Source organism: Litorimonas sp. WD9-15 (assembly GCF_050271975.1).
Taxonomy (GTDB): Bacteria; Pseudomonadota; Alphaproteobacteria; order Caulobacterales; family Maricaulaceae; genus Litorimonas.
In genome coordinates this window covers 1,388,398-1,407,147 of record NZ_CP189850.1, presented here as the reverse complement: position 1 = coordinate 1,407,147, position 18,750 = coordinate 1,388,398, and the positions used below count along the sequence as shown (strand labels likewise).

General features: G+C 53.5%; 18 protein-coding genes and 1 tRNA gene. 9 read left to right on the top strand and 10 right to left on the bottom strand.

Annotated features, from left to right (window positions below):
* Positions 1 to 98: 98 nt before the first annotated feature.
* Both ACP9M6_RS06400 and glpK read right to left on the bottom strand, forming a co-directional pair.
* Positions 99 to 175 (bottom strand) — tRNA-Ile (locus ACP9M6_RS06400).
* A 23-nt stretch (positions 176 to 198) separates the two neighbouring features.
* Entirely contained in the window at positions 199 to 1,659 is a 1,461-nt protein-coding gene (gene glpK / locus ACP9M6_RS06395; RefSeq protein ID WP_427454565.1) for a glycerol kinase GlpK, read from the bottom strand.
* A gap of 87 nt (positions 1,660 to 1,746) precedes the next feature.
* On the opposite strand from glpK, the gene glpD reads away from it, so the two are divergent.
* Together glpD and ACP9M6_RS06385 are read left to right on the top strand one after the other, a co-directional pair.
* Complete coding sequence (gene glpD / locus ACP9M6_RS06390; RefSeq protein WP_427454563.1) at positions 1,747 to 3,234, top strand: glycerol-3-phosphate dehydrogenase; 1,488 nt, start codon at positions 1,747 to 1,749, stop codon at positions 3,232 to 3,234.
* A gap of 3 nt (positions 3,235 to 3,237) precedes the next feature.
* The gene (locus tag ACP9M6_RS06385) at positions 3,238 to 4,002 is read left to right on the top strand and encodes a sterol desaturase family protein (protein WP_427454561.1); all 765 of its coding nucleotides are present in this window, start codon (positions 3,238 to 3,240) and stop codon (positions 4,000 to 4,002) included.
* Here ACP9M6_RS06385 and ACP9M6_RS06380 read toward each other — a convergent pair.
* Both ACP9M6_RS06380 and ACP9M6_RS06375 read right to left on the bottom strand, forming a co-directional pair.
* On the bottom strand, positions 3,999 to 4,484 hold the full coding sequence (locus tag ACP9M6_RS06380; RefSeq protein WP_427454559.1) for a winged helix-turn-helix transcriptional regulator: 486 nt from the start codon (positions 4,482 to 4,484) through the stop codon (positions 3,999 to 4,001). The genes ACP9M6_RS06385 and ACP9M6_RS06380 overlap by 4 nt on opposite strands.
* Before the next feature lie 41 nt (positions 4,485 to 4,525).
* Complete coding sequence (locus tag ACP9M6_RS06375) at positions 4,526 to 6,034, bottom strand: acyl-CoA carboxylase subunit beta (protein ID WP_427454557.1); 1,509 nt, start codon at positions 6,032 to 6,034, stop codon at positions 4,526 to 4,528.
* An 81-nt stretch (positions 6,035 to 6,115) separates the two neighbouring features.
* Between ACP9M6_RS06375 and ACP9M6_RS06370 the strand changes: the two genes are divergently transcribed.
* The gene (locus ACP9M6_RS06370; protein WP_427454555.1) at positions 6,116 to 6,832 is read left to right on the top strand and encodes an SIMPL domain-containing protein; all 717 of its coding nucleotides are present in this window, start codon (positions 6,116 to 6,118) and stop codon (positions 6,830 to 6,832) included.
* 1 nt (position 6,833) lies between these two features.
* Here the strand turns inward: ACP9M6_RS06370 and ACP9M6_RS06365 are convergent, their stop codons facing one another.
* The 3 genes from ACP9M6_RS06365 to ACP9M6_RS06355 all read right to left on the bottom strand — a co-directional run bounded on the left by ACP9M6_RS06365 (position 6,834) and on the right by ACP9M6_RS06355 (position 8,250).
* Complete coding sequence (locus ACP9M6_RS06365; protein WP_427454553.1) at positions 6,834 to 7,499, bottom strand: DUF2161 domain-containing phosphodiesterase; 666 nt, start codon at positions 7,497 to 7,499, stop codon at positions 6,834 to 6,836.
* A gap of 60 nt (positions 7,500 to 7,559) precedes the next feature.
* Entirely contained in the window at positions 7,560 to 7,922 is a 363-nt protein-coding gene (gene panD / locus ACP9M6_RS06360) for an aspartate 1-decarboxylase (protein WP_427454551.1), read from the bottom strand.
* A gap of 109 nt (positions 7,923 to 8,031) precedes the next feature.
* Entirely contained in the window at positions 8,032 to 8,250 is a 219-nt protein-coding gene (locus ACP9M6_RS06355) for a zinc-finger domain-containing protein (protein WP_427454549.1), read from the bottom strand.
* Between the two features lie 90 nt (positions 8,251 to 8,340).
* On the opposite strand from ACP9M6_RS06355, the gene ACP9M6_RS06350 reads away from it, so the two are divergent.
* Genes ACP9M6_RS06350 through ACP9M6_RS06335 form a run of 4 tightly spaced genes read left to right on the top strand, consistent with a single transcriptional unit; the run spans position 8,341 to position 12,496 of the window.
* Positions 8,341 to 9,294, top strand: a complete 954-nt coding sequence (locus ACP9M6_RS06350) for an ABC transporter ATP-binding protein (protein ID WP_427454547.1) — start codon at positions 8,341 to 8,343, stop codon at positions 9,292 to 9,294.
* 41 nt (positions 9,295 to 9,335) lie between these two features.
* Complete coding sequence (locus ACP9M6_RS06345; protein ID WP_427454545.1) at positions 9,336 to 10,067, top strand: hypothetical protein; 732 nt, start codon at positions 9,336 to 9,338, stop codon at positions 10,065 to 10,067.
* Positions 10,064 to 11,053, top strand: a complete 990-nt coding sequence (locus ACP9M6_RS06340; RefSeq protein ID WP_427454543.1) for a Gfo/Idh/MocA family protein — start codon at positions 10,064 to 10,066, stop codon at positions 11,051 to 11,053. The genes ACP9M6_RS06345 and ACP9M6_RS06340 overlap by 4 nt, the downstream gene beginning before the upstream one ends.
* Positions 11,054 to 11,101: 48 nt before the next feature.
* On the top strand, positions 11,102 to 12,496 hold the full coding sequence (locus ACP9M6_RS06335; RefSeq protein ID WP_427454541.1) for an MATE family efflux transporter: 1,395 nt from the start codon (positions 11,102 to 11,104) through the stop codon (positions 12,494 to 12,496).
* On the opposite strand, the gene ACP9M6_RS06330 is transcribed toward ACP9M6_RS06335, so the two are convergent.
* A complete protein-coding gene (locus tag ACP9M6_RS06330; protein WP_427454539.1) occupies positions 12,441 to 12,812 on the bottom strand; it encodes a DUF1491 family protein in 372 nt (123 codons plus the stop codon). The two genes, ACP9M6_RS06335 and ACP9M6_RS06330, sit on opposite strands and share 56 nt — an antisense overlap.
* Positions 12,813 to 12,919: 107 nt before the next feature.
* Between ACP9M6_RS06330 and ACP9M6_RS06325 the strand changes: the two genes are divergently transcribed.
* A complete protein-coding gene (locus ACP9M6_RS06325; protein WP_427454537.1) occupies positions 12,920 to 15,607 on the top strand; it encodes a cellulose biosynthesis cyclic di-GMP-binding regulatory protein BcsB in 2,688 nt (895 codons plus the stop codon).
* Between the two features lie 87 nt (positions 15,608 to 15,694).
* Here the strand turns inward: ACP9M6_RS06325 and ACP9M6_RS06320 are convergent, their stop codons facing one another.
* Positions 15,695 to 17,302, bottom strand: coding sequence for a sensor histidine kinase (locus ACP9M6_RS06320; protein WP_427454535.1), 1,608 nt, complete (start codon positions 17,300 to 17,302; stop codon positions 15,695 to 15,697).
* 167 nt (positions 17,303 to 17,469) lie between these two features.
* On the opposite strand from ACP9M6_RS06320, the gene ACP9M6_RS06315 reads away from it, so the two are divergent.
* The gene (locus ACP9M6_RS06315; RefSeq protein ID WP_427454533.1) at positions 17,470 to 17,874 is read left to right on the top strand and encodes a SufE family protein; all 405 of its coding nucleotides are present in this window, start codon (positions 17,470 to 17,472) and stop codon (positions 17,872 to 17,874) included.
* Here the strand turns inward: ACP9M6_RS06315 and ACP9M6_RS06310 are convergent.
* Positions 17,871 to 18,719 (bottom strand): hypothetical protein, encoded by an 849-nt coding sequence (locus ACP9M6_RS06310; protein ID WP_427454531.1) that lies wholly within the window; start codon positions 18,717 to 18,719, stop codon positions 17,871 to 17,873. The genes ACP9M6_RS06315 and ACP9M6_RS06310 overlap by 4 nt on opposite strands.
* Positions 18,720 to 18,750 lie beyond the last annotated feature (31 nt).

Sequence of the window (18,750 nt, the reverse complement as noted above, 5' to 3'; positions counted from 1 at the left end):
CTCCCTCAAACACTTGTAAACAGACGCATATGGTAACCGGTGTCATACTACAAGTCACAACCCCGTTCCGAAGACGAGATTGAAATTTGGCATGTAACTGGTAGGGGGTGAGGGACTCGAACCCCCAACCAATCCGTTATGAGCGGACGGCTCTAACCAATTGAGCTAACCCCCCGTTGATTGAGCCAAGGCTCAAAATCAGGAAAGCAGCTTCTGCACATATTTCGACCATTCTGCAAGACGGGTTTCACGGGTCTTTGCATCTAAATTTGGCGTAAACTCTCGGTCGACGGCCCATTGATCTGCGACCTCCTCCAAACTCTCGTAAAGTCCTGCACCCAACCCTGCGAGATAAGCCGCGCCGAGCGCTGTGGTTTCCAGCACCGCGGGACGTTGGACAGGAATGTCGAGAATATCTGCGAGATAGCCACACATCCAACTATTGGCACTCATTCCGCCATCGACGCGCAAAGTCGTGGGTTCCACGCCATCTTTTGCCATGGCATCAAACAGATCATACGTTTGATAGATGACCGACTCGACTGTCGCCCGGATGAGCTCATCCCGACCCGTATCCCGGGTCATACCAAAGACGGCGCCCCGCGCATCGGGTGCCCAATGCGGTGCGCCGAGCCCTGTGAAAGCCGGTACAAGATAAACACCGCCCGTGCTCTCCAATGTCTCGCACACGGCTTCAGTCTCAGCCGCATGATCGACGAGTTTCATCTCATCACGCAACCATTGCACGGAGGCTCCGGCCATGAAGATTGAACCTTCCAGCGCGTAAGTCGTCTTGCCATTCAGGCGATAACCAATAGTTGTGAGAAGTCGATTCTTGGAGTTTATCGCCTCACTGCCCGTGTTCAGGATGACAAAACACCCCGTGCCATAAGTCGATTTAATATCGCCGGGTGCAAAACAGGCCTGTCCAATCGCCGCAGCTTGCTGATCCCCTGCAACGCCCAGAATTGGGATATCATCACCCAGAACAGTACAGACGCCAAATTGTGCCGAACAATCCAAAACCTTGGGCAGACCTGAACGCGGGACACCAAAGAGCCCGAGCAAATCATCATCCCAATCCTGCGCATGTATATCGAACAGGTTTGTCCGACTGGCATTGGTCGCATCCGTGACATGACTTTGACCCTCTGTCAGTCGCCAGATGAGGAAACTATCGACAGTGCCGAACGCCAATTCCATATCGCGTGCGCCATCAACATTGTCCAAAATCCAAGCGATTTTAGAGCCGGAGAAATAAGGATCATGAAGCAATCCTGTTTTGGCCTGTAACGCCTCGACAGGCATCTGCTTGGCCAGCTCTTGGCAAATTTTAGCCGTGCGACGGTCCTGCCAAACGATAGCATTGTAAATCGGTTTTCCCGTCTGCCGATCCCAAACCAAAGTCGTCTCACGTTGATTCGTAATACCAATCGCAGCGACAGAGAGTTCGGCTTCCTGCGTAAAAGCATAAGCCTTTTTGAGTGTGGATAAAACAGTTGACCAAATCGCCTCTGGATCATGCTCAACCCATCCATCCTGCGGATAGATCTGCGGAAATTCTTCCTGAGCAGAGAATAATATCTTTCCACGTTGGGAAAAAACGAGCGTTCGAGAGGACGTCGTACCTTGGTCGATAGAGAGAATAACTTTTTTCATACTTACTTGATGCAATGAAAAAACGAACATCGCAATGTTCGAAAACGAAAACGCTTGTCGAAAATGAACAGTCTGCTAGGGAGCATCATGACTTATGATCTTCTCATTATCGGTGGTGGCATTAACGGAACGGCGATTGCGCGGGACGCGGCGGGGCGCGGTCTAAAAGTCCTGCTTTGCGAGCGGGATGATCTGGCCAGTCATACAAGCTCTGCCTCAACGAAACTGATTCACGGCGGGCTACGTTACTTGGAATATTACGAGTTCAACCTTGTGCGTCATGCCCTGAAAGAGCGCGAGGTCATGCTCCGTTCTGCGCCGCATATCATCTGGCCCATGCGGTTTGTGCTACCTTATGATAAAGGTCTGCGACCCGCTTGGATGCTCCGCACCGGATTATTCCTCTATGACCATATTGGCGGGCGGGAGATGTTGCCGGGATCAAAATCGCTCAAGCTGAACAAGGCTCCACATCAAGGCGTATTGGAATCACGCTTCAAGACAGGGTTTGAGTATTCAGACTGCTGGGTCGAGGATGCGCGGCTTGTTGTCCTTTATGCACTAGACGCGGAAAATCGTGGTGCGGATATTCGCACACGCACCGAAGTCCTAAGCGTCGAGGCCACTGAAACAGGTTACAGCGCCAAGATAAAACACCGTGGAAAAATCGAAACAATCACGACAAAGGGCATCGTGAATTCAGCTGGTCCTTGGGTGGATGAAGTTCTCGGTAAAATCAAAACGACTAAGAATGAGCAATCTCTGCGCCTCGTAAAAGGCAGTCATATTGTCACGAAAAAGCTCTTTGACGGCGATCATGCCTATCTCTTCCAAAATGCCGATAATCGCGTGATTTTCGCAATACCTTATGAGCGGGATTACACCCTGATTGGGACAACGGATCAGCCTTATGACTTTTCCGAAGGCCCTGTTAAAATCAGCGAGGAAGAAATCAGCTATCTTTGTTCCGCCGCGAGTGAGTATTTCGAGAATGATATCTCGCCCAAGGATGTTGTCTGGGATTATGCAGGCGTGCGCCCACTTTATGATGATAAATCTGAGGACGCCTCCGCTGTCACCCGTGATTATGTTTTAGACATTGAAGAGTTCGCAAATGGTGCCCCGTTCCTGTCTATCTATGGCGGGAAAATCACGACGTCGCGTAAGCTTGGCGAACATGCTATGCAAAAACTCTCAAAATATTACGAGTATAAAACAGGCGATTGGACACAACGTGCCCTGTTACCGGGTGGCGACCTAATCGACGCTGACTTTGAGCGGTTTTATAATGACATGTACAAACGCTATCGCGCCCTAAATGAGGCGCTCTTGAGACGTCTTTGCCATGCATACGGGACGCGGATCACGCTTATTCTTGGGGACGGCACGACACAGCCTGAGTTAGGTCAACATTTTGGTGCAGGACTTTATGAGCTGGAAGTCAATTATCTCATCAATCATGAATGGGCGACGTCAGCCGATGATATCATGTGGCGGCGCAGCAAGCTGGGCTTACACATGAGCGATGTTGAAAAAGACGCATTTACGGAGTGGTTTAACACGACTATTGGCTAAGCCATGAGCTTAGGGGACCTATTCAATCTTGCGCCGATTCCGCTATCGGGTACCGTGATTACCTATCTGGGCTTCACAGCGATTATCATTGCGCGTTATTTTGCGATTGTCTGGCCTATCCACTTTACCCTCTGGAAGCGCGCACCCAAAAAGGCGCGCCGCCTGTCCAAACGCGAACCCACGCGCGAGACCATCCGAAACGAGATTTATCTCTCCACGATTAGCGCGTTCATCTACGCCCTCCCTGCTGCGATTGTTGTTGAGATTTGGAAGGCGGGTGGCAGCGCGATGTATTCGGGAATGCCCGAGGGTGTCTTAGGATGGCTCTGGTTACCGGTCTCAGGTCTCATCTATCTCTTCGTGCAGGACACATGGTTCTATTTCACACACCGCGTCATGCATCATCGTAAACTATTCCAACACACCCATGCGGGCCATCACCGCAGTGTCCAGCCGACCCCTTGGGCGAGTTTTTCTTTCGACCCAATAGAGGCGGTCAGCTCAGCTTGGCTCCTCCCCGTCCTCGCGCTGATCCTGCCCATCCATGTTGGCATGGCGCTGCTCATTCTCATGCTGATGACGATTAATTCTGTTTTCAATCATGCCGGATGGGAAGTTTATCCGGACCGTTGGATTAAAGGGTGGTGGGGCCGGCACATTATCACGGCCAGCCACCACAATTTGCATCACACGAAATTCAAAGGGAATTACGGATTATATTTCCGCTTCTGGGACAAGGTCTGCGGAACAGACCGAGGGTTGGTTTAAGCGTCAGGTACGACTGTCAGTTTTAGTGCATTAAAGGGCACGACCTCCGCGCCCAGAGGCACCAAGGCCGAGCGCACATCCAATCCCGTCCGGCTATCCCGCAGGGCAAGCGACTTTCGCCCGCCGCGTAGATGCGTATCGCCCCATTGCATTAGTGCCATGAAAACGGGTGCGAGGGCTTGCCCTTTTTCGGTCAGAAAATAAGCCGTCCGCGCCCGCGCGCCCGGATCTTTATACTGACGCGTTTCGAGAACACCGTCTTCGACAAGTTTCTTCAACCGCGAGGTTAGGACAGAGCGCGGAATATCCAGATCGGACCGCATGTCATCAAACCGGCTGACACCATATAGTGCTTCCCGCACAATCAACCACGTCCAACGATCCGTCAGAACATCCAAGGCTTTCGCCCCGCCACACTTCTCCAGCGGGATCGGGGCTTCGCGAACAATATCAGAATCAGGTTTGCGAGCTGGGTCTGTCATGAAGACCGACCTAGCGATTGGACGGCTGAAATCAATGATTCCTAGCGCATCACGAGATTTATAAATTCACAAAGCCACGTTCGCGTCTCTCGCGGATCGATGATGTTCTCAACGCCAAAGGCCTCTGCTGTGCGGAATGGCGAACTGACATTGGCGAGGCGGGCTTTGATTTTCGCGAGTTCCGCAGCAGGGTCATCCGCGGCTTCCAGTTCTGCGCGGTAAGCCACCTCGACACCGCCATCAATCGGCAGGCTGCCCCAATCACCGCTGGGCCATGCGACGCGGTATGGGAAGCGTTCCGCATTGGACATGGCGGCGCCCGCAACGCCGTAAGCCTTGCGGATGATGACCGAGGCCCACGGCACATCCGCGCGGTAGATGGCATTCATCGCCTCGACTCCGCGCCGGATCGTGGCGGTGCGTTCGGCCTCCAGTCCGATCATAAAACCGGGATTATCTACCAGATTAATGACAGGCAGGCCAAAGAGTTGAGCAGTCTCGGTAAAGCGTTTCGCCTTCTCAGCCGTATCCGCCGTCCAACTGCCGCCCAGAAACATCGGATCGTTGGCGAGCACGGCAACGGGCCAGCCATCCAATCGCGCAAAGGCAGTAATAGATGCCCTGCCCCAGTGTCGCCCCATCTCAAACACGCTGTCTTTATCGAACAGGGCATCGACGATCTTGCGCATATTATAGGCTTTGGTTTTATCTCGCGGGACAATGGATAAGAGCGTCTCATCCCTGCGGTCCGTCGGGTCTTTACAATCCGTTCGCACCAGCGGAGCGCCAGCATAATCCGGTAGGTAGGAGAGGAACTTCCGCGCGCGAAGAAAAGCGTCTTCCTCATCCGTCGCCTCATCATCAATCACGCCGTTCCGCGTGTGAATTTTCGATCCGCCGAGAGATTCCTTATCCTGCGTTTCGCCCAGCGCCGCGACGACGGCGGGACCCGCTGTGAAAATTTGCGAGAGACCTTTGACCATCACGGAATAATGTGAGGCGACCGCCCGCGCCGCGCCAAGTCCAGCTGTCGGACCCAGCGCCAGTGCAACGACGGGTACCGTTTCCAGATTTTTCACAACATGGTCCCAACCCGGCACCATGGGCACATAGGTATGTCCCATCACCTCGAGAGACTTGACAGACCCGCCACCGCCCGTGCCGTCAATCATCCGGATAATCGGCAAGCGAAGCTCATGCGCCATTTGCTCTGCGACGATAAATTTGCGGTAGATCGCGGCATCGGACGCGCCGCCTCGTACCGTAAAATCATCGCATGTCGCGACAACGCGCCGACCATTTATCCTGCCCCGCCCAAAGAGAAAGTTGGACGGCGCGGAGTCGATCAGCGCCCCCTCTTCTGTATATCGGCCACGTCCGGCCAATCCGCCAATTTCATCAAACCCGTCAAAGTCCAGCAGGCCCTCCAAACGCTCCCGCGCGTTCAGCTTACCGCGGGCAGCCTGCCGCGCGACCTTATCGGCCCCGCCCATCTGTAGCGACATCGCTTTGCGTTTGGCGAGTTCATCTAATTCGTGTTTCCAGCTCATGCGCGGGACTTTGGCCGAGCAATGCTTGTCACGCAATGCCCATCCGACTAACCTCGCCTTTCAAAATTGAAAGGTCACATCATGATCAAATACGCCCTCCTCGCCTCCGCGCTCTGTCTGACTGCCTGCAATTCCGGTGCGCCGACTTATATCACGTCCAGTTCCGCGCCTCAGGCCACGGTAGACGTTTCGGCCACGGGTCAAGCCAATGTCGCGCCTGACCGCGCTATTGTGAGCGCAGGCGTCGTGCAACAGGGCAAGACGGCTCGCGAAGCCATGATGGGCAATGCAACCTTGATGACGGCAGTCTTTGATGAATTGGAAAGCGCGGGTATCCCAAAGTCGGACATCACGACCAGCCAACTCTCGCTGCAGCCGCAATATGATTATCGCGACCGTCGCAAGCCGGAAATCAAGGGCTATGAAGTCCGGAATACGGTGACAGTGAAATCTGATGATATTGAACAGATCGGCCCGATGTTGGATGCGCTCGTGCGGGCGGGCGTCAACAATATCAATCAGGTGCAGTTCACGGTCAAAGACCCGAAAGCCGCTAAAGATCAGGCCCGAGAGGATGCGATCCGCGAGGCAAAATCAAAGGCCGAAAGCATGGCTGCCGCAGCCGGAGTCAAACTTGGCCCACTCCTCTCACTGTCGGAAGCCGGCGGAAACCTTAGACCGCAACCCGTCATGATGCGCGCGGCAGCGATGGAAATGTCAAGCGCCTCAACGCCCGTCAGCGCAGGTGAACAAACGCTAAGCGTGACGGTAAATATGAGTTATGGAATTGCGGAGTAAATCAATCGCCCATCATGCTACGAACGGTTTCCGCGTGATCAGATAAGGCTTTGGCGCCTTCGGGCGACAGACCGTATATGCCTCGGTCGACTTTTTCGAACCAGCCATAATGGTTGGACGCCATAAGATTGCGAGCTTTGTCAAACCCCGCCATTTTCGCGACATAGCTGGCTTTGCATGCGCCTTCATCATGGAGGACTTTCGCACAGCGTAGAGCGCCTTGGCGGTAGGATGTCATCATCCCGACGCTCGTCATACCGCCATCATTCGGGTCGCCGTGACGACTTTCAAATTCTGAGAGCAGCTTCGCTTTGCGGGCTTTGATCTTGCGTGGCGTGAAGGGTGCGGGATCGCAATGGACGACTACGCGGCCTTCCGGCAAGTGGACGGTCATTAAGCCGAGTCCCAATCTGCGACAAAGCATTTTGGTCTTCCGCAAAGATCTAAAGTAAATTTTTCCCGGTTTATGCGGCGCACAGATATAGACCTGATCCGTCATGGATTGGCGGGCAATCGCCTGATGGAAGAGGGAAAGCGTGAAGGTGGTCTTCAACTCCACGATGACGGGTTCCGCCGCATCCCCATCCGCAAAGCGCACGGCAACCAGATCCGCCGCACCGACTTCGCCTTTGACCTGATATCCCCGCGCCGTGAAATAGGCTTTCACGGGCGCGTAAAGGTCGGTTTCCTTAATAGATATTTTCGGATTCCCTGCGATGGGACCGTCCTAATGTACGGGCGGAACGAAAACCTCGTTATTCTCATCCAGAAGCACGACATTCGGTGCATAATTCCGCGCTTTTTCGGCTTCCATCTGACAATAGGTGATGATGATGATCTTATCGCCAAGTTGCACGCGTCGCGCCGCCGCGCCGTTCAGGCCGAAGGTCTTAGAGCCACGCGGGGCCGTGATGGCGTAGGTCGTGAATCGCTCACCATTGGTGATGTTCAGGATATCAACCTGTTCATTGGCGAGAATACCCGCGCGGTCCAAGAGGTCCTGATCAATCGAAATTGATCCTTCATAGTGCAAATCCGCTTGGGTCACTGTCGCCCGGTGGATTTTGCCCTTCATCATTGTCAGAAGCATTTGCCCCTCCTTTAGTCTCGAGCCCCATATAGGGATTGTCGAGGGCGTGCAAAAGATGAAGCCGCGTTTTCGCAACCCTCCCCTGCTCCGTATTTAGCTGGCATTCAGATTAATGCGCGGCACCGGGCGCGGCATTTGGGTCAAGTGCGAAGACGCGGTCACAATATTTGCACCGGACTGTATTGTCCGAACCCATATCCAGATAGGTCCGGGGATGACCCAATGCACCGCCGGTACCCTCGCACATGACACGGCGCGTTGAAACAGTAACAATATCTCCACCTTCGGGTGAAAGTGGGGTCGTGCCAGGCGTTTGAGCTTTATCCATGAGCCGAGTGTCCTATTTGCGGGTTGCGTAATTTTGCGCACCCAATTCTATTGCAATGGCCTTTAGGCCACGTCTAAAGGTCGGGTCAATATGACCTCTACAAACACCTCACCCGCTATTGAAATTAAAGGTCTGAAAAAGACCTATGCCGCGTCCAAGAAGGCACCGGAAAAAATTGCGCTACATGGCGTCGATCTGACCATCCCGCGCGGCTCAATCTTTGGCCTGCTCGGCCCGAATGGTGCGGGGAAATCGACCATGATCAATATTCTCGCGGGGCTGGTGAATAAGACCTCTGGCTCAGCGGCGATTTGCGGTTACGACATCACAACAGAAACGCGGCAGGCTCGAGCCTCCATTGGCATTGTCCCTCAGGAAATTGCGATGGACGTATTTTTCACGCCATTTCAGGCACTGGAATTACAGGCCGGATATTACGGCGTCCCGAAAGCTGAACGCCGCAGTATGGAAATCCTCGAGGCCCTTGGCCTCGCTGATAAACGCGATGCCTATGTCCGCCAGCTCTCCGGCGGAATGAAGCGGCGTCTGTTGATTGCCAAAGCCCTCGTCCATAATCCGCCCGTTCTCATTCTGGATGAACCGACGGCGGGTGTGGATATCGAGCTTCGCCGTCAACTCTGGGCCTATGTCGAGAAACTGCACGCGGCGGGCACGACGATCATTCTGACAACGCATTATCTCGAAGAGGCCGAAGCGCTCTGCGACCAAATTGCGATTATCCATAATGGCCGGATTGTCGCGAATGAGCCGAAGACGAGCCTGCTCTCGCGTCTCGATAAAAAAGTTCTGCGGATTACGCCAACGGACACATTGAGCGCTCTCCCCGAAAGCCTGTCAGATTTGAATGCCAGTCTCTCCCATGACGGACACATTGTGATAGAATATCGCAGTGGCACGGACTCTGTCACAGGACTGCTCAATCGTGTGAAAGATGCGGGAGTCTCCATTTCCGACCTTCGCACGGAAGAAGCCGATCTGGAAGATGTGTTCATGGCGCTGACCTATGCGGGCGATGCAGCTTGAGGTGGGTCTGGATTTTCATCGGCATCTGTTTGACTGCATGTGTGGCTGAAAACGAAACTGATTTAAATCCGCCGGAAATTTCAGCTTTTTCTCCGGATATACGGCTTGGCGCACCAAACTCTCCCGAAGCAGAACTGCTCCAAAACTGGATTGAGACGACCACCTCAACCCTGACCTCTGCGCCATTCGAAAATAATCTATCCCGCGTAGCGGAACGTTACCCGCAGGTCTGGGTCTCACGAACGCGGGATGCCATGCAAACCGCCGAATTACGCGATGTCCTTCATGCGGATGACAGCCTTTTTCCGTCCCTTTGGTGGCCCAAGACGTCCGTTGTGCTGAGAGGCGATGAGACGACGGACCTTGCCAGAACAGGCGCAGACACTGAAACAAAAGGCGAGATCGAAATTGGACGCATGCATTACAGGCGCTACACTGAGGGAGATATGGTGGAGCGGTCCTGTGCCATCAACACACTGGCGCATGAAATCAGCCACACACTTTCCGACCGAGCAGATGAATTCTGGATGCACTTCCTGGACACGGCAGCGCGTGATAATGCACCGCCGAATATGTATCAGGCCAGCTATCTCGTCGGCACGGTCGCGCAATGCACATGGCTGCAAGAACAGGAACGGGTGGCGGAAAACGAGTTTTTCGACTGTCTCCTGACCTTTAGCGACCCCAGTTCAGGCTCGCGTTTTCGCAGCCGTGCCTGTAACGATTTTCCGAATGATAAACCCGTCACACCGGAAGGCAGGCTCGATCCATGATTAGAATTGGACTTCTCGGCGCATCGAAAATTGCGCCAAAAGCGATTATTACACCCACCGCCGCGCGCGAGGACTGTATCATTCAAGCGGTGGCATCCCGCGACCCGGAAAGAGCCAGACTCTATGCAAATGAGCATAGCATCCCGTATATTGAAAACTCCTATGAAGCCCTCATAGCGCGGGATGATATTGATCTTATTTATAATGCCCTGCCCCCCAATCGGCATTGTGAGTTGAGTCTTTTAGCGGCCGAACATGGTAAAGCGGTGCTTTGCGAAAAACCTTTTGCCATGAATTCTGATGAAGCCCGACGCATGGTGGACGCAGCCAAAAAAGCCGGAACAGTCCTGATCGAAGCCTTCCATTATCGGTACCATCCCGCCTTTCTCGATTTCGAAGCTCTGGTGGCCTCTGGAAAGCTTGGCAAAACAGAAGAAATCCGCGGCGTCTTTAATGTCCACATCCCGAACCGCGACGGCGAATTACGCTATATCAGCGAGTTGGGCGGCGGCGCGCTCATGGATCTCGGCTGTTATCCCCTTCACGCCATGCGAACATTGCTGGGCGTTGAGCCGACGGTCATATCCGCAGAAAATCATTATGAGGACACGCATGATGTCGCCGTGGCGTCTGTCGCGGAACTGGATTTCGGCGGCGTCCCCGGATTTCTCGAATGCGATATGTCGCCCAGCGCGATTTACGAAAATCATATTGATGTGATTGGATCTCGCGGCACTGCCCGCATGACGCGCCCTGTTCATCCCTATCGTTGGAACCCGCATTTAGGGTTCGAAATCGCGACTGTGATCGACGGTGAGAAAGATTTGAAAACCCTACTGAATTCGCCCGAGACCTATAAACGATCGACCTATGCCTATCAGTTGGACCACGTCGTATCCGTCATGAACGGGGACGTTGCAGCCCTGACGGGCGGAGCGGATGCTATTGCCAATATGGCGGCGATCAACGCCATCCTATCCCGCTGAGCCAAAGAAGAGTTGCGTAGACAGGCGCGGCTCTATAGCTGCGCCTCTATGTTGGAACCGACCACATCCGTGAAGACGGCGATGCCGGAAAGTTGGGGCGGCGAAATGCGTGCCCTGCTAACGATCGGTGTGCCCATGGCGCTGGCGCAATTGGTTCAGTTTTCACCCTATATTGCGGATACGCTGATGATCGGGCGGATTGGTCCGGCAGAGATTGCCGCCGCCGCTATCGGCTCCGTGCTCTATTTTTTGCTCTGGATGATCGCGATTGGGCCTATTTCCGCCGTGACGCCGCTTGTCTCCCAAGCCCTGGGGCGCGACTCCGGCGAGCGTAAAGACATACGCCGGACGGTGCGTATGTCGGTCTGGGCCTGTTTTCTGATGATGCCACTCATCATTGGATTATTACTTCTGACAGAACCAATCATGATATTGGCCGGACAGGACCCGCAAGTCGCCGCGCTCGCCCAGAGCTACGTGCTGGTTCTCGCGCCCGGCCTGCCTTTCACATTGGCGGTGATGTCGTTCCGCAATTTCCTCGCGGCGATTGAACGAACCATCGTGCCGTTTTTCCTCGTGGCGAGTTCAGCTTTGGTCAACATCGCGCTGAACTGGGTCCTGATTTTCGGCAATCTGGGCGCACCGGAACTGGGGTTGATCGGCGCAGGTATCGCGTCCTCCATCGCTTGTATCTACAGCTTCTTCGCTTTCGTCGCCTATATCAAATGGGAACATAAGGCGCGGAGTTTTGACCTGTTCTCCAATCTATGGAAACCGGATTGGGAGCGGATGCGCGAGATACTCACACTCGGCTGGCCGATATCAATCACTGTGACATTCGAAGGCATGTTGTTCAACGCAGGCGTCCTCATCGCAGGCGCGGTTGGAGTCATTGAGCAGGCAGGATTTCAAATCGCTCTGAATGTTGCATCCGCCGCCTTCATGATGCCATATGGTCTGTCTATGGCAGGCGCGGTTCGCATAGGGCTGGCACGCGGAGCGGCCAATAATGGTGCCGAGCGACGCGCGACATCCACAACCATTCTGGCATCCGTTATCGCGATCGGGATATTTGCCATACCCGTGGCCTTGATACCCAAGATCGTGGCCTCCCTTTATTTCGATATGGACGCCAGCGACACAAAGCCGGTCTTTGACTTCGTCGTCATCTTCCTGCCGCTCGCCGCCGCCTTTATGTTCTTTGACGCGGTTCAAGTCGCCTGCAATCAATTGCTGCGCGGATTGGCCGATGTGACATGGCCCATGATTATAACAGGCATCAGCTATTGGCTAATCGGGTTTCCCATCGCCTATTACACCGCGCTGCACACGGGTATCGGGGCCAAGGGCATCTGGTACGGTCTGACCGCGGGCTTGGTCGCCGCCTTTATCGGCCTCGGAATAAGGCTTTGGCTGCAGCTTCGGCAGCCGTCTCCGGTTTAGCGATATCGCCGTCGAGAAACGCGCGGCCTTGACTGTCTTCGACTTCGACAATCCATAAATCCGGATCGCGGTCCACGGCTTTATTGATGCGTAACGTTTGTTCGTCTTCTGTAAAAGGCCCGTCGCGAAACCATTCACGTCCGCCACTCATAGACATTTGTTCGACATAGCGGTGCAATATGCCGCCCTGTCGCGTCACAACCCAGAGCGCCCCCGCATCCGGATCACCCCGACGCAAAACGGCGGCAAAGGCACCCGCGCCCTGAGCACGGCGTAAGAGAGCCGTCGCCCGAATTTCAGTTTTCAATCGCGCCATTAAATCTCACCTCTCAGGTGAACCCATTTTCTTTTTTTCACCCTGAAATCCATATTTGGCATCCTAATTGCGTCGGTAACCTCATCTTAACCTTGAGGCATCGGACCATGTTTCACTATCCTACAGCGGCGAAAGCCGCATTGCTGACACTTCTCGCCTCTGCGGCCCTGCCCGCCTATGGCGCCAGTTATCTCGATACGCGTCAAAATATGCGCGGCGAGGCGACAAGCTATACGGCATCGCTCTCTGAAATAACACAGGGCGATATTTATCGGACGACACGGACCTTGGATTGGCGACAGCCGACCTTACAGCTCTGGTTTGACCTGCCCGCATCAGAGCGCACATCGACGATTACACTCAATCTTGCGGCAGACCCATTAACGCGTGTTCCCGGCCATGCACCGTTGCAAGTCCAGTTTAATCACGACAAGCCCGTTCCCGTTATGTCAAATGGGCGTGGATTCGAGGCGGAACTCTCTTTCGATCCGGCCAAAGCCCGCTCGCGCCGCAATTCGCTGAAAATTACTTTCCCCGCCCCAACAGGGACGGATTGCGTCATGCCCGCACACGGAAAATGGTCTGTGGATTTATCTGCCTCGACCCTTTCCATGACGGGACGCTCACGATCAGCCAATATGAGTTTAAGGGAAGTCGAAGAGCGTTTGGCGCAGCCTGCACTGTCCCCCAAGCGTATCGGATTAATCGCATTCGGCCCGGACGCCACGGATATGCAAGCTCTCGCCGCGCAAGGCCTGGCTTTACGGACGCCGGACATTCCGAAGTTTTCTGTTACAGATCGCGGGACAGACTTTAATGTTCTGATGGTCACGCGCGACCGCCTGTTTGATTACACTGACGATCCTATGATCCTCAATTCCAAAGGGTCTCGCGTTTTCGTTCCGAAAGGCCGCCCGACACAGCTTATCTTCACAGCGGATACGGATGCCGATATTCTTGAAACACTAAAGCTATTCTCTGTCCGACACCTGCCATCCGCGCGGCGACCCATTACGAGTCTTGGCGAAATTGATATGCAATCCCGACTGGATTCTGACCGCATTGTCGTGACCCGCAAAGCCAAATTGGCAGAACTGGGCGACACGGATAGTTTTGCCAGTTTCAGTGATGATAGCTGGGCTTCAGGTGCAAAGACCTATCGTTTTGACGTCACCGATCCAGCCAATACGCGCGGCGAAATCCTACTCCGACTCGCCTCGTCCGAAGATGTGGCGGAGACATCTCGTCTCCGCGTTGCGCTAAATGGCGAGACACTGGGTGCGGCCAAACTCGACCGGCGTCGTAAATCCGTTATCTTTGATGTTCCCTCAGGCAAGTTAAACGCAACATCTAATGTTCTGAGCTTGCTGCCGGAACTGGACGCCAAGCCGGAATATACCTGTCCTTCTGTAACGGCCAGTCAACCCAACTTTATGGTCGGTCAGGGCTCAAAGCTAACGCTCGATACATCCTATGCGTCACCAGCGTCTGAACTCTCGCGCCTCGCTGCGACAGGCAGCGTCTTTAAAGATCAGCAGAGTTACATTGCCCTGCCCCGTGGGGCACGCGAATTTGAAGCCAGCCTCCGTATTTTAGGGCGTCTGGCAAAATCAGCGGGTCAAGGCCTGACAGAGGCAGACTATACGCGAGGCAGCGACGTTGGACAGGATCGACATATCCTTGTGATCGGCTCGGCGCGAACCCAAACCCGTGTTTTAGGCGACATGACGACTGCGCCAAAAGCGCTGAAGCAAGCTTTGCAAGGGCAATCGACCTCAGGCGAAAACCTTCTGCAATCGGGTATTGAGCGATTTGCGAGTGCAGGTCTGGATGATTTTGCCGTGCAATATGCGGCGGCAAAATCTGGCTCTCGTAAAGTTTCAAAGGGCGGCGTGGCCGCGCTTTACGGCAATGGCGCCGGTCGGATGATTGGCGTTATCTCGGCGGCGCCGTCTGAGCGATTTACAACAGTAGCCAGTCAAATCATTGAACCGGATCACTGGAATGCTCTGCGCGGCGGTGTGGCCCGATGGAATAAATCATCCGTGATTATGGCCCAAACAGCACAACCAATCATGGGCGTATCGTTGAGAGACAATCAGGGCTCAAGTTTATTGGATTTTGATTTTCCAAATATCGATTTCCCCGATTTCACGTTACCTGATTTTGAAATGCCGACCGTCAAAATGCCGGAATGGTCTTGGCCAACAAATCCCCTGCGCCGTTTCAATGCGGAGACACGCACTGCAGACGCCCCGGCAAATGAGGCTTTAGTCCTACGGCAAGCGCCGGTTCATGACATCTCAATTGAGGCAAAACCCGTCACAATGACGGCAGAAGCTCAACGCGGCTACATTCAGGAAGCACGTGCGGACAGGGTAGAAACATCAGAAGGTTTGCGTGGCCGTTTCACATTTGAAACGCCGGATATGCCTGACTTAAATATGCCCGTCTTAACAGCGCCGAAGATGAGCTCTTTCCAAGACATACGCCGCGCAACCAAGTCGAAATGGTTGTCTGCCCGACGTTGGAGCCAGGATAAGGTGGACAGCCTTATGACCATGCGGTCGCTTAAGGAGATTGAACGACGGACAGATCGTTTGCAAAATCGTGTGAAACCTTCCGGACAAAAGGCCCGCAAATCCCTTATCGAAAGATTGCCCGGGAAAGGTGTGGTTCAATTTGCAGATCGTACATATTCCGTGTTTGGAATTCTTCTGATCCTCAGTTTCATGAGTGTGGTATTCTTAATGAGTATGGCGAGTCCGAGTTCACGCCTGGGCGGCAGGCACTAAGCCAAGCGCACCCAACACCAACTTCCGTCTTTCAGCAGATGGAGTTAACCCGTCGCGTTCGGTCCGGAACGCGGCGGGTTTTTATTTTCAGTCGGCTTGTAAGGGTAAAATAATTTTAACGCGGGTGCCATCACCGGGCTTTGATTGAATATCCATCTTACCGCCATGGAGAGTCGTCAGCGACTTCACGAGACTGAGCCCTAGTCCGGTTCCACGCTCGACAGCAAGTTTCCCGCCCTCACCCTGCGTATAGGGATTTCCAATGCGGGCCAGTTCTTCGGCATCCATGCCCATACCGGTGTCGGAGACGGCGAGCTCCAAATCGCCATCAATCGCCTGTGCATCCACATCAACATGCGCGCCCTTATTAGAAAATTTCACGGCATTTGAGAGTAAGTTGAGCAAGATTTGACGCACAGCCCGCCTATCCGCTTGGATTAGCAGCGCTTGATCTAAATCCAAATTGATATCGATAGCTACTTCGGCCGCATCCGCAGCAGGCCGGATCATTTTGACAGAGGACCGAATAACATCCGCGGCATCAAACGTATCATAGTTGAGCTCATATCGCCCGGCCTCGACCTTGGACAGATCAAGCACATCGCCAATCAAGTCCAACATATGCTGTCCGCTTTCATGAATAAGGTCAGCATATTCTGCATATTTTCCAGGTAGAGGCCCGAAGAGACGCGAGCGCATCATGTCAGAAAATCCGATAATCGCGTTGAGTGGCGTTCGAAGTTCATGACTGACACCGGCGAAGAAGAGCGTTTTATCCGTGCTGTCACGTTCCGCAGAAGCACCCATCTGACGCAGGGACTCCAGCTGTGCCTCGTCATCTGTACGGTCATGTGTGTGGACAAGCCAGCCGCCTTTTTGAAGCGGCGTAATCCGCATATCATAACTGGCATGTTCGCCCGACCCCTTATGAGAAATACGGAGAAGTTGCGGCATCTTTGTCTCGCGGGCGGCTTCAATTTTTCCGCCAAGTGCGGCTTGGTCACTATGATCCAAGGGTAAAAAGTCGACCAAAGACTCCGGCACATCACCGGAGAATTGCGCTGCCCCCTGAGCATTTGTGCCAATCAGGCGCGCTTTAGAGTCATATTCGAACAACCCACCTTCGACGCCGTCCCGCCAAAATGTTTCTCGCATCTCTACACCAGAGATTGGCTTGGCCTGTCTGCGGTTTGCGGCGGCAAACATGGCGGCTAGTGTAAAGGCCAATAGAGCGGCTAGACCCGTTTGTTTAACCCAAGTTGAAAGGCCACTATCAATCAAGTCAACGTCTGGAAGAGAACCCGCACGCCCCGCAAAAAACACAATAGCCATGATCAGCACAGCGATGATCAGGCCTTCAACAAATTTTTCCTTGAAGAATAACATTGCGATGGCGGGAACGGTGATGAAGAGTAAGCCCATAGGGACAAGGCCTAAAAGAATGCAGGCCATGAGGGCCAGTCCAGCCCAAGACAGCATCAACAATATTTGCGCCCATTCCCGCTGAATGACCGGTGAGAGTAACACTCCGATCAATGCAGGGATTGCCGCTATAGCGGCAATCGGTAGGAGTGTTAGACTATCGAAGCCACGCAGGCTTGCGGCGACCACAGCTGCGACCAGCGCAAACATCCAAACAAGGTTTGGCAAGATCACAGACGCGTGGTCAAAAGAGGCTCTCTGGTTTTGGCGCACGCGGACCACTCCCTGCGGACTGAATCGCCCGCGTTAAGGTTAACAGACTAGGAAAAGCAGATAGGCGCGTCTATGGCCAACCCATTCGCGTCTCAGGGCATTACCCCGAGAGCCGTACACCCAACTGACGTGTTGAAACGGGCCTACCGGATGCCTAAATGCACAGAATGACCTACCCGGAAAACATTCAAGTTATGATCGACGATTTCCAGTTCTTGGATGATTGGGAAGACCGATATATGCACGTCATTGATATGGGGAAATCACTCCCACCACTTCCGGATGAAGACCGCACAGAGTTCAATAAAGTCAAAGGCTGCGCCAGTCAGGTCTGGCTCGTGACGAAACGTGACGCGGAGACGTTAAACTTCGCCGGTGACAGTGACGCTCATATTGTGAAGGGGCTCGTCGCCATTGTCCTACAAATCTATTCAGGCAGAACACGCGAAGACATCAAACAGCTCGATGCGAACGATATCCTCGACAAGCTGGGACTATCTGAACATCTTTCAGCCCAACGGGCAAACGGATTGGCGGCCATGATTGCCCGCATTCAGAGCGAAGCCACTTAAGCGAAAACATCGCCCAGCGTTGTTCCGCCTTCTTTAATATCTTTAATTTCAAGATAGGCCGCCGTTAAACCCGACGCATAGACCGCGTAGATAAAATACCCCGCGACAGCAGATAAAGATGTCACAATAATCATACGGGGAGAGGCTGCGTTTATGTCGCCAACAGAGGCCGGATCAAACATGTTATAGCCCCCCGCAACGACGGCTAGCCCCGCGATCAGCGAATAAATGACAGAGGCAATCAAGCTCAGCACGAAAAGAAAGAGTAATATCCAGCGCTTATAATTTCTGGCCAATGTCCATGCACGACCCAATGAGCCGAACACGCCTTTTCGTTCGAAAACATAAACAGGACCGGCCAGCGCCCAGCCCGGCCACACAAAAACAAACCCGATGAGCAACGCATAAAATCCTAGAATACAGACAAGCGAATAAATGAAGGCAATCACAAACATCGGAAGTGTGAAACGCAGGGCTTTCCCAATAACGTTTTGACCCACCAATTCATCACCCGTAAATTTCGCATAGGCTGTGTGAATAACGATCAGTTGGAACCAAACAATCATCAGTAGGCTGATAAGATTGCCTCCAAACGTCACCAAATAGAACGTGCCCATATCCATATTATTGGGGTTAGCCACCATGTCCTGGGTCGCACCTGTTGTCATAACACTCAGTCCGACCGTAAACAGTCCTACGACTAATAATCCAATCAGGAGCGGTTTTATATCCGCAAAAACACCGGAAAAGGCCCGTCCGAAGACTTTACCAAAGTCAAAAGACCGATGAGTCGGATTTTGCCACTCATATTGATATTGTGGCTGTCCCGGTGATTGATTTACCATGATATTCCTCTTCCCTACTCTCAGGCTTAGA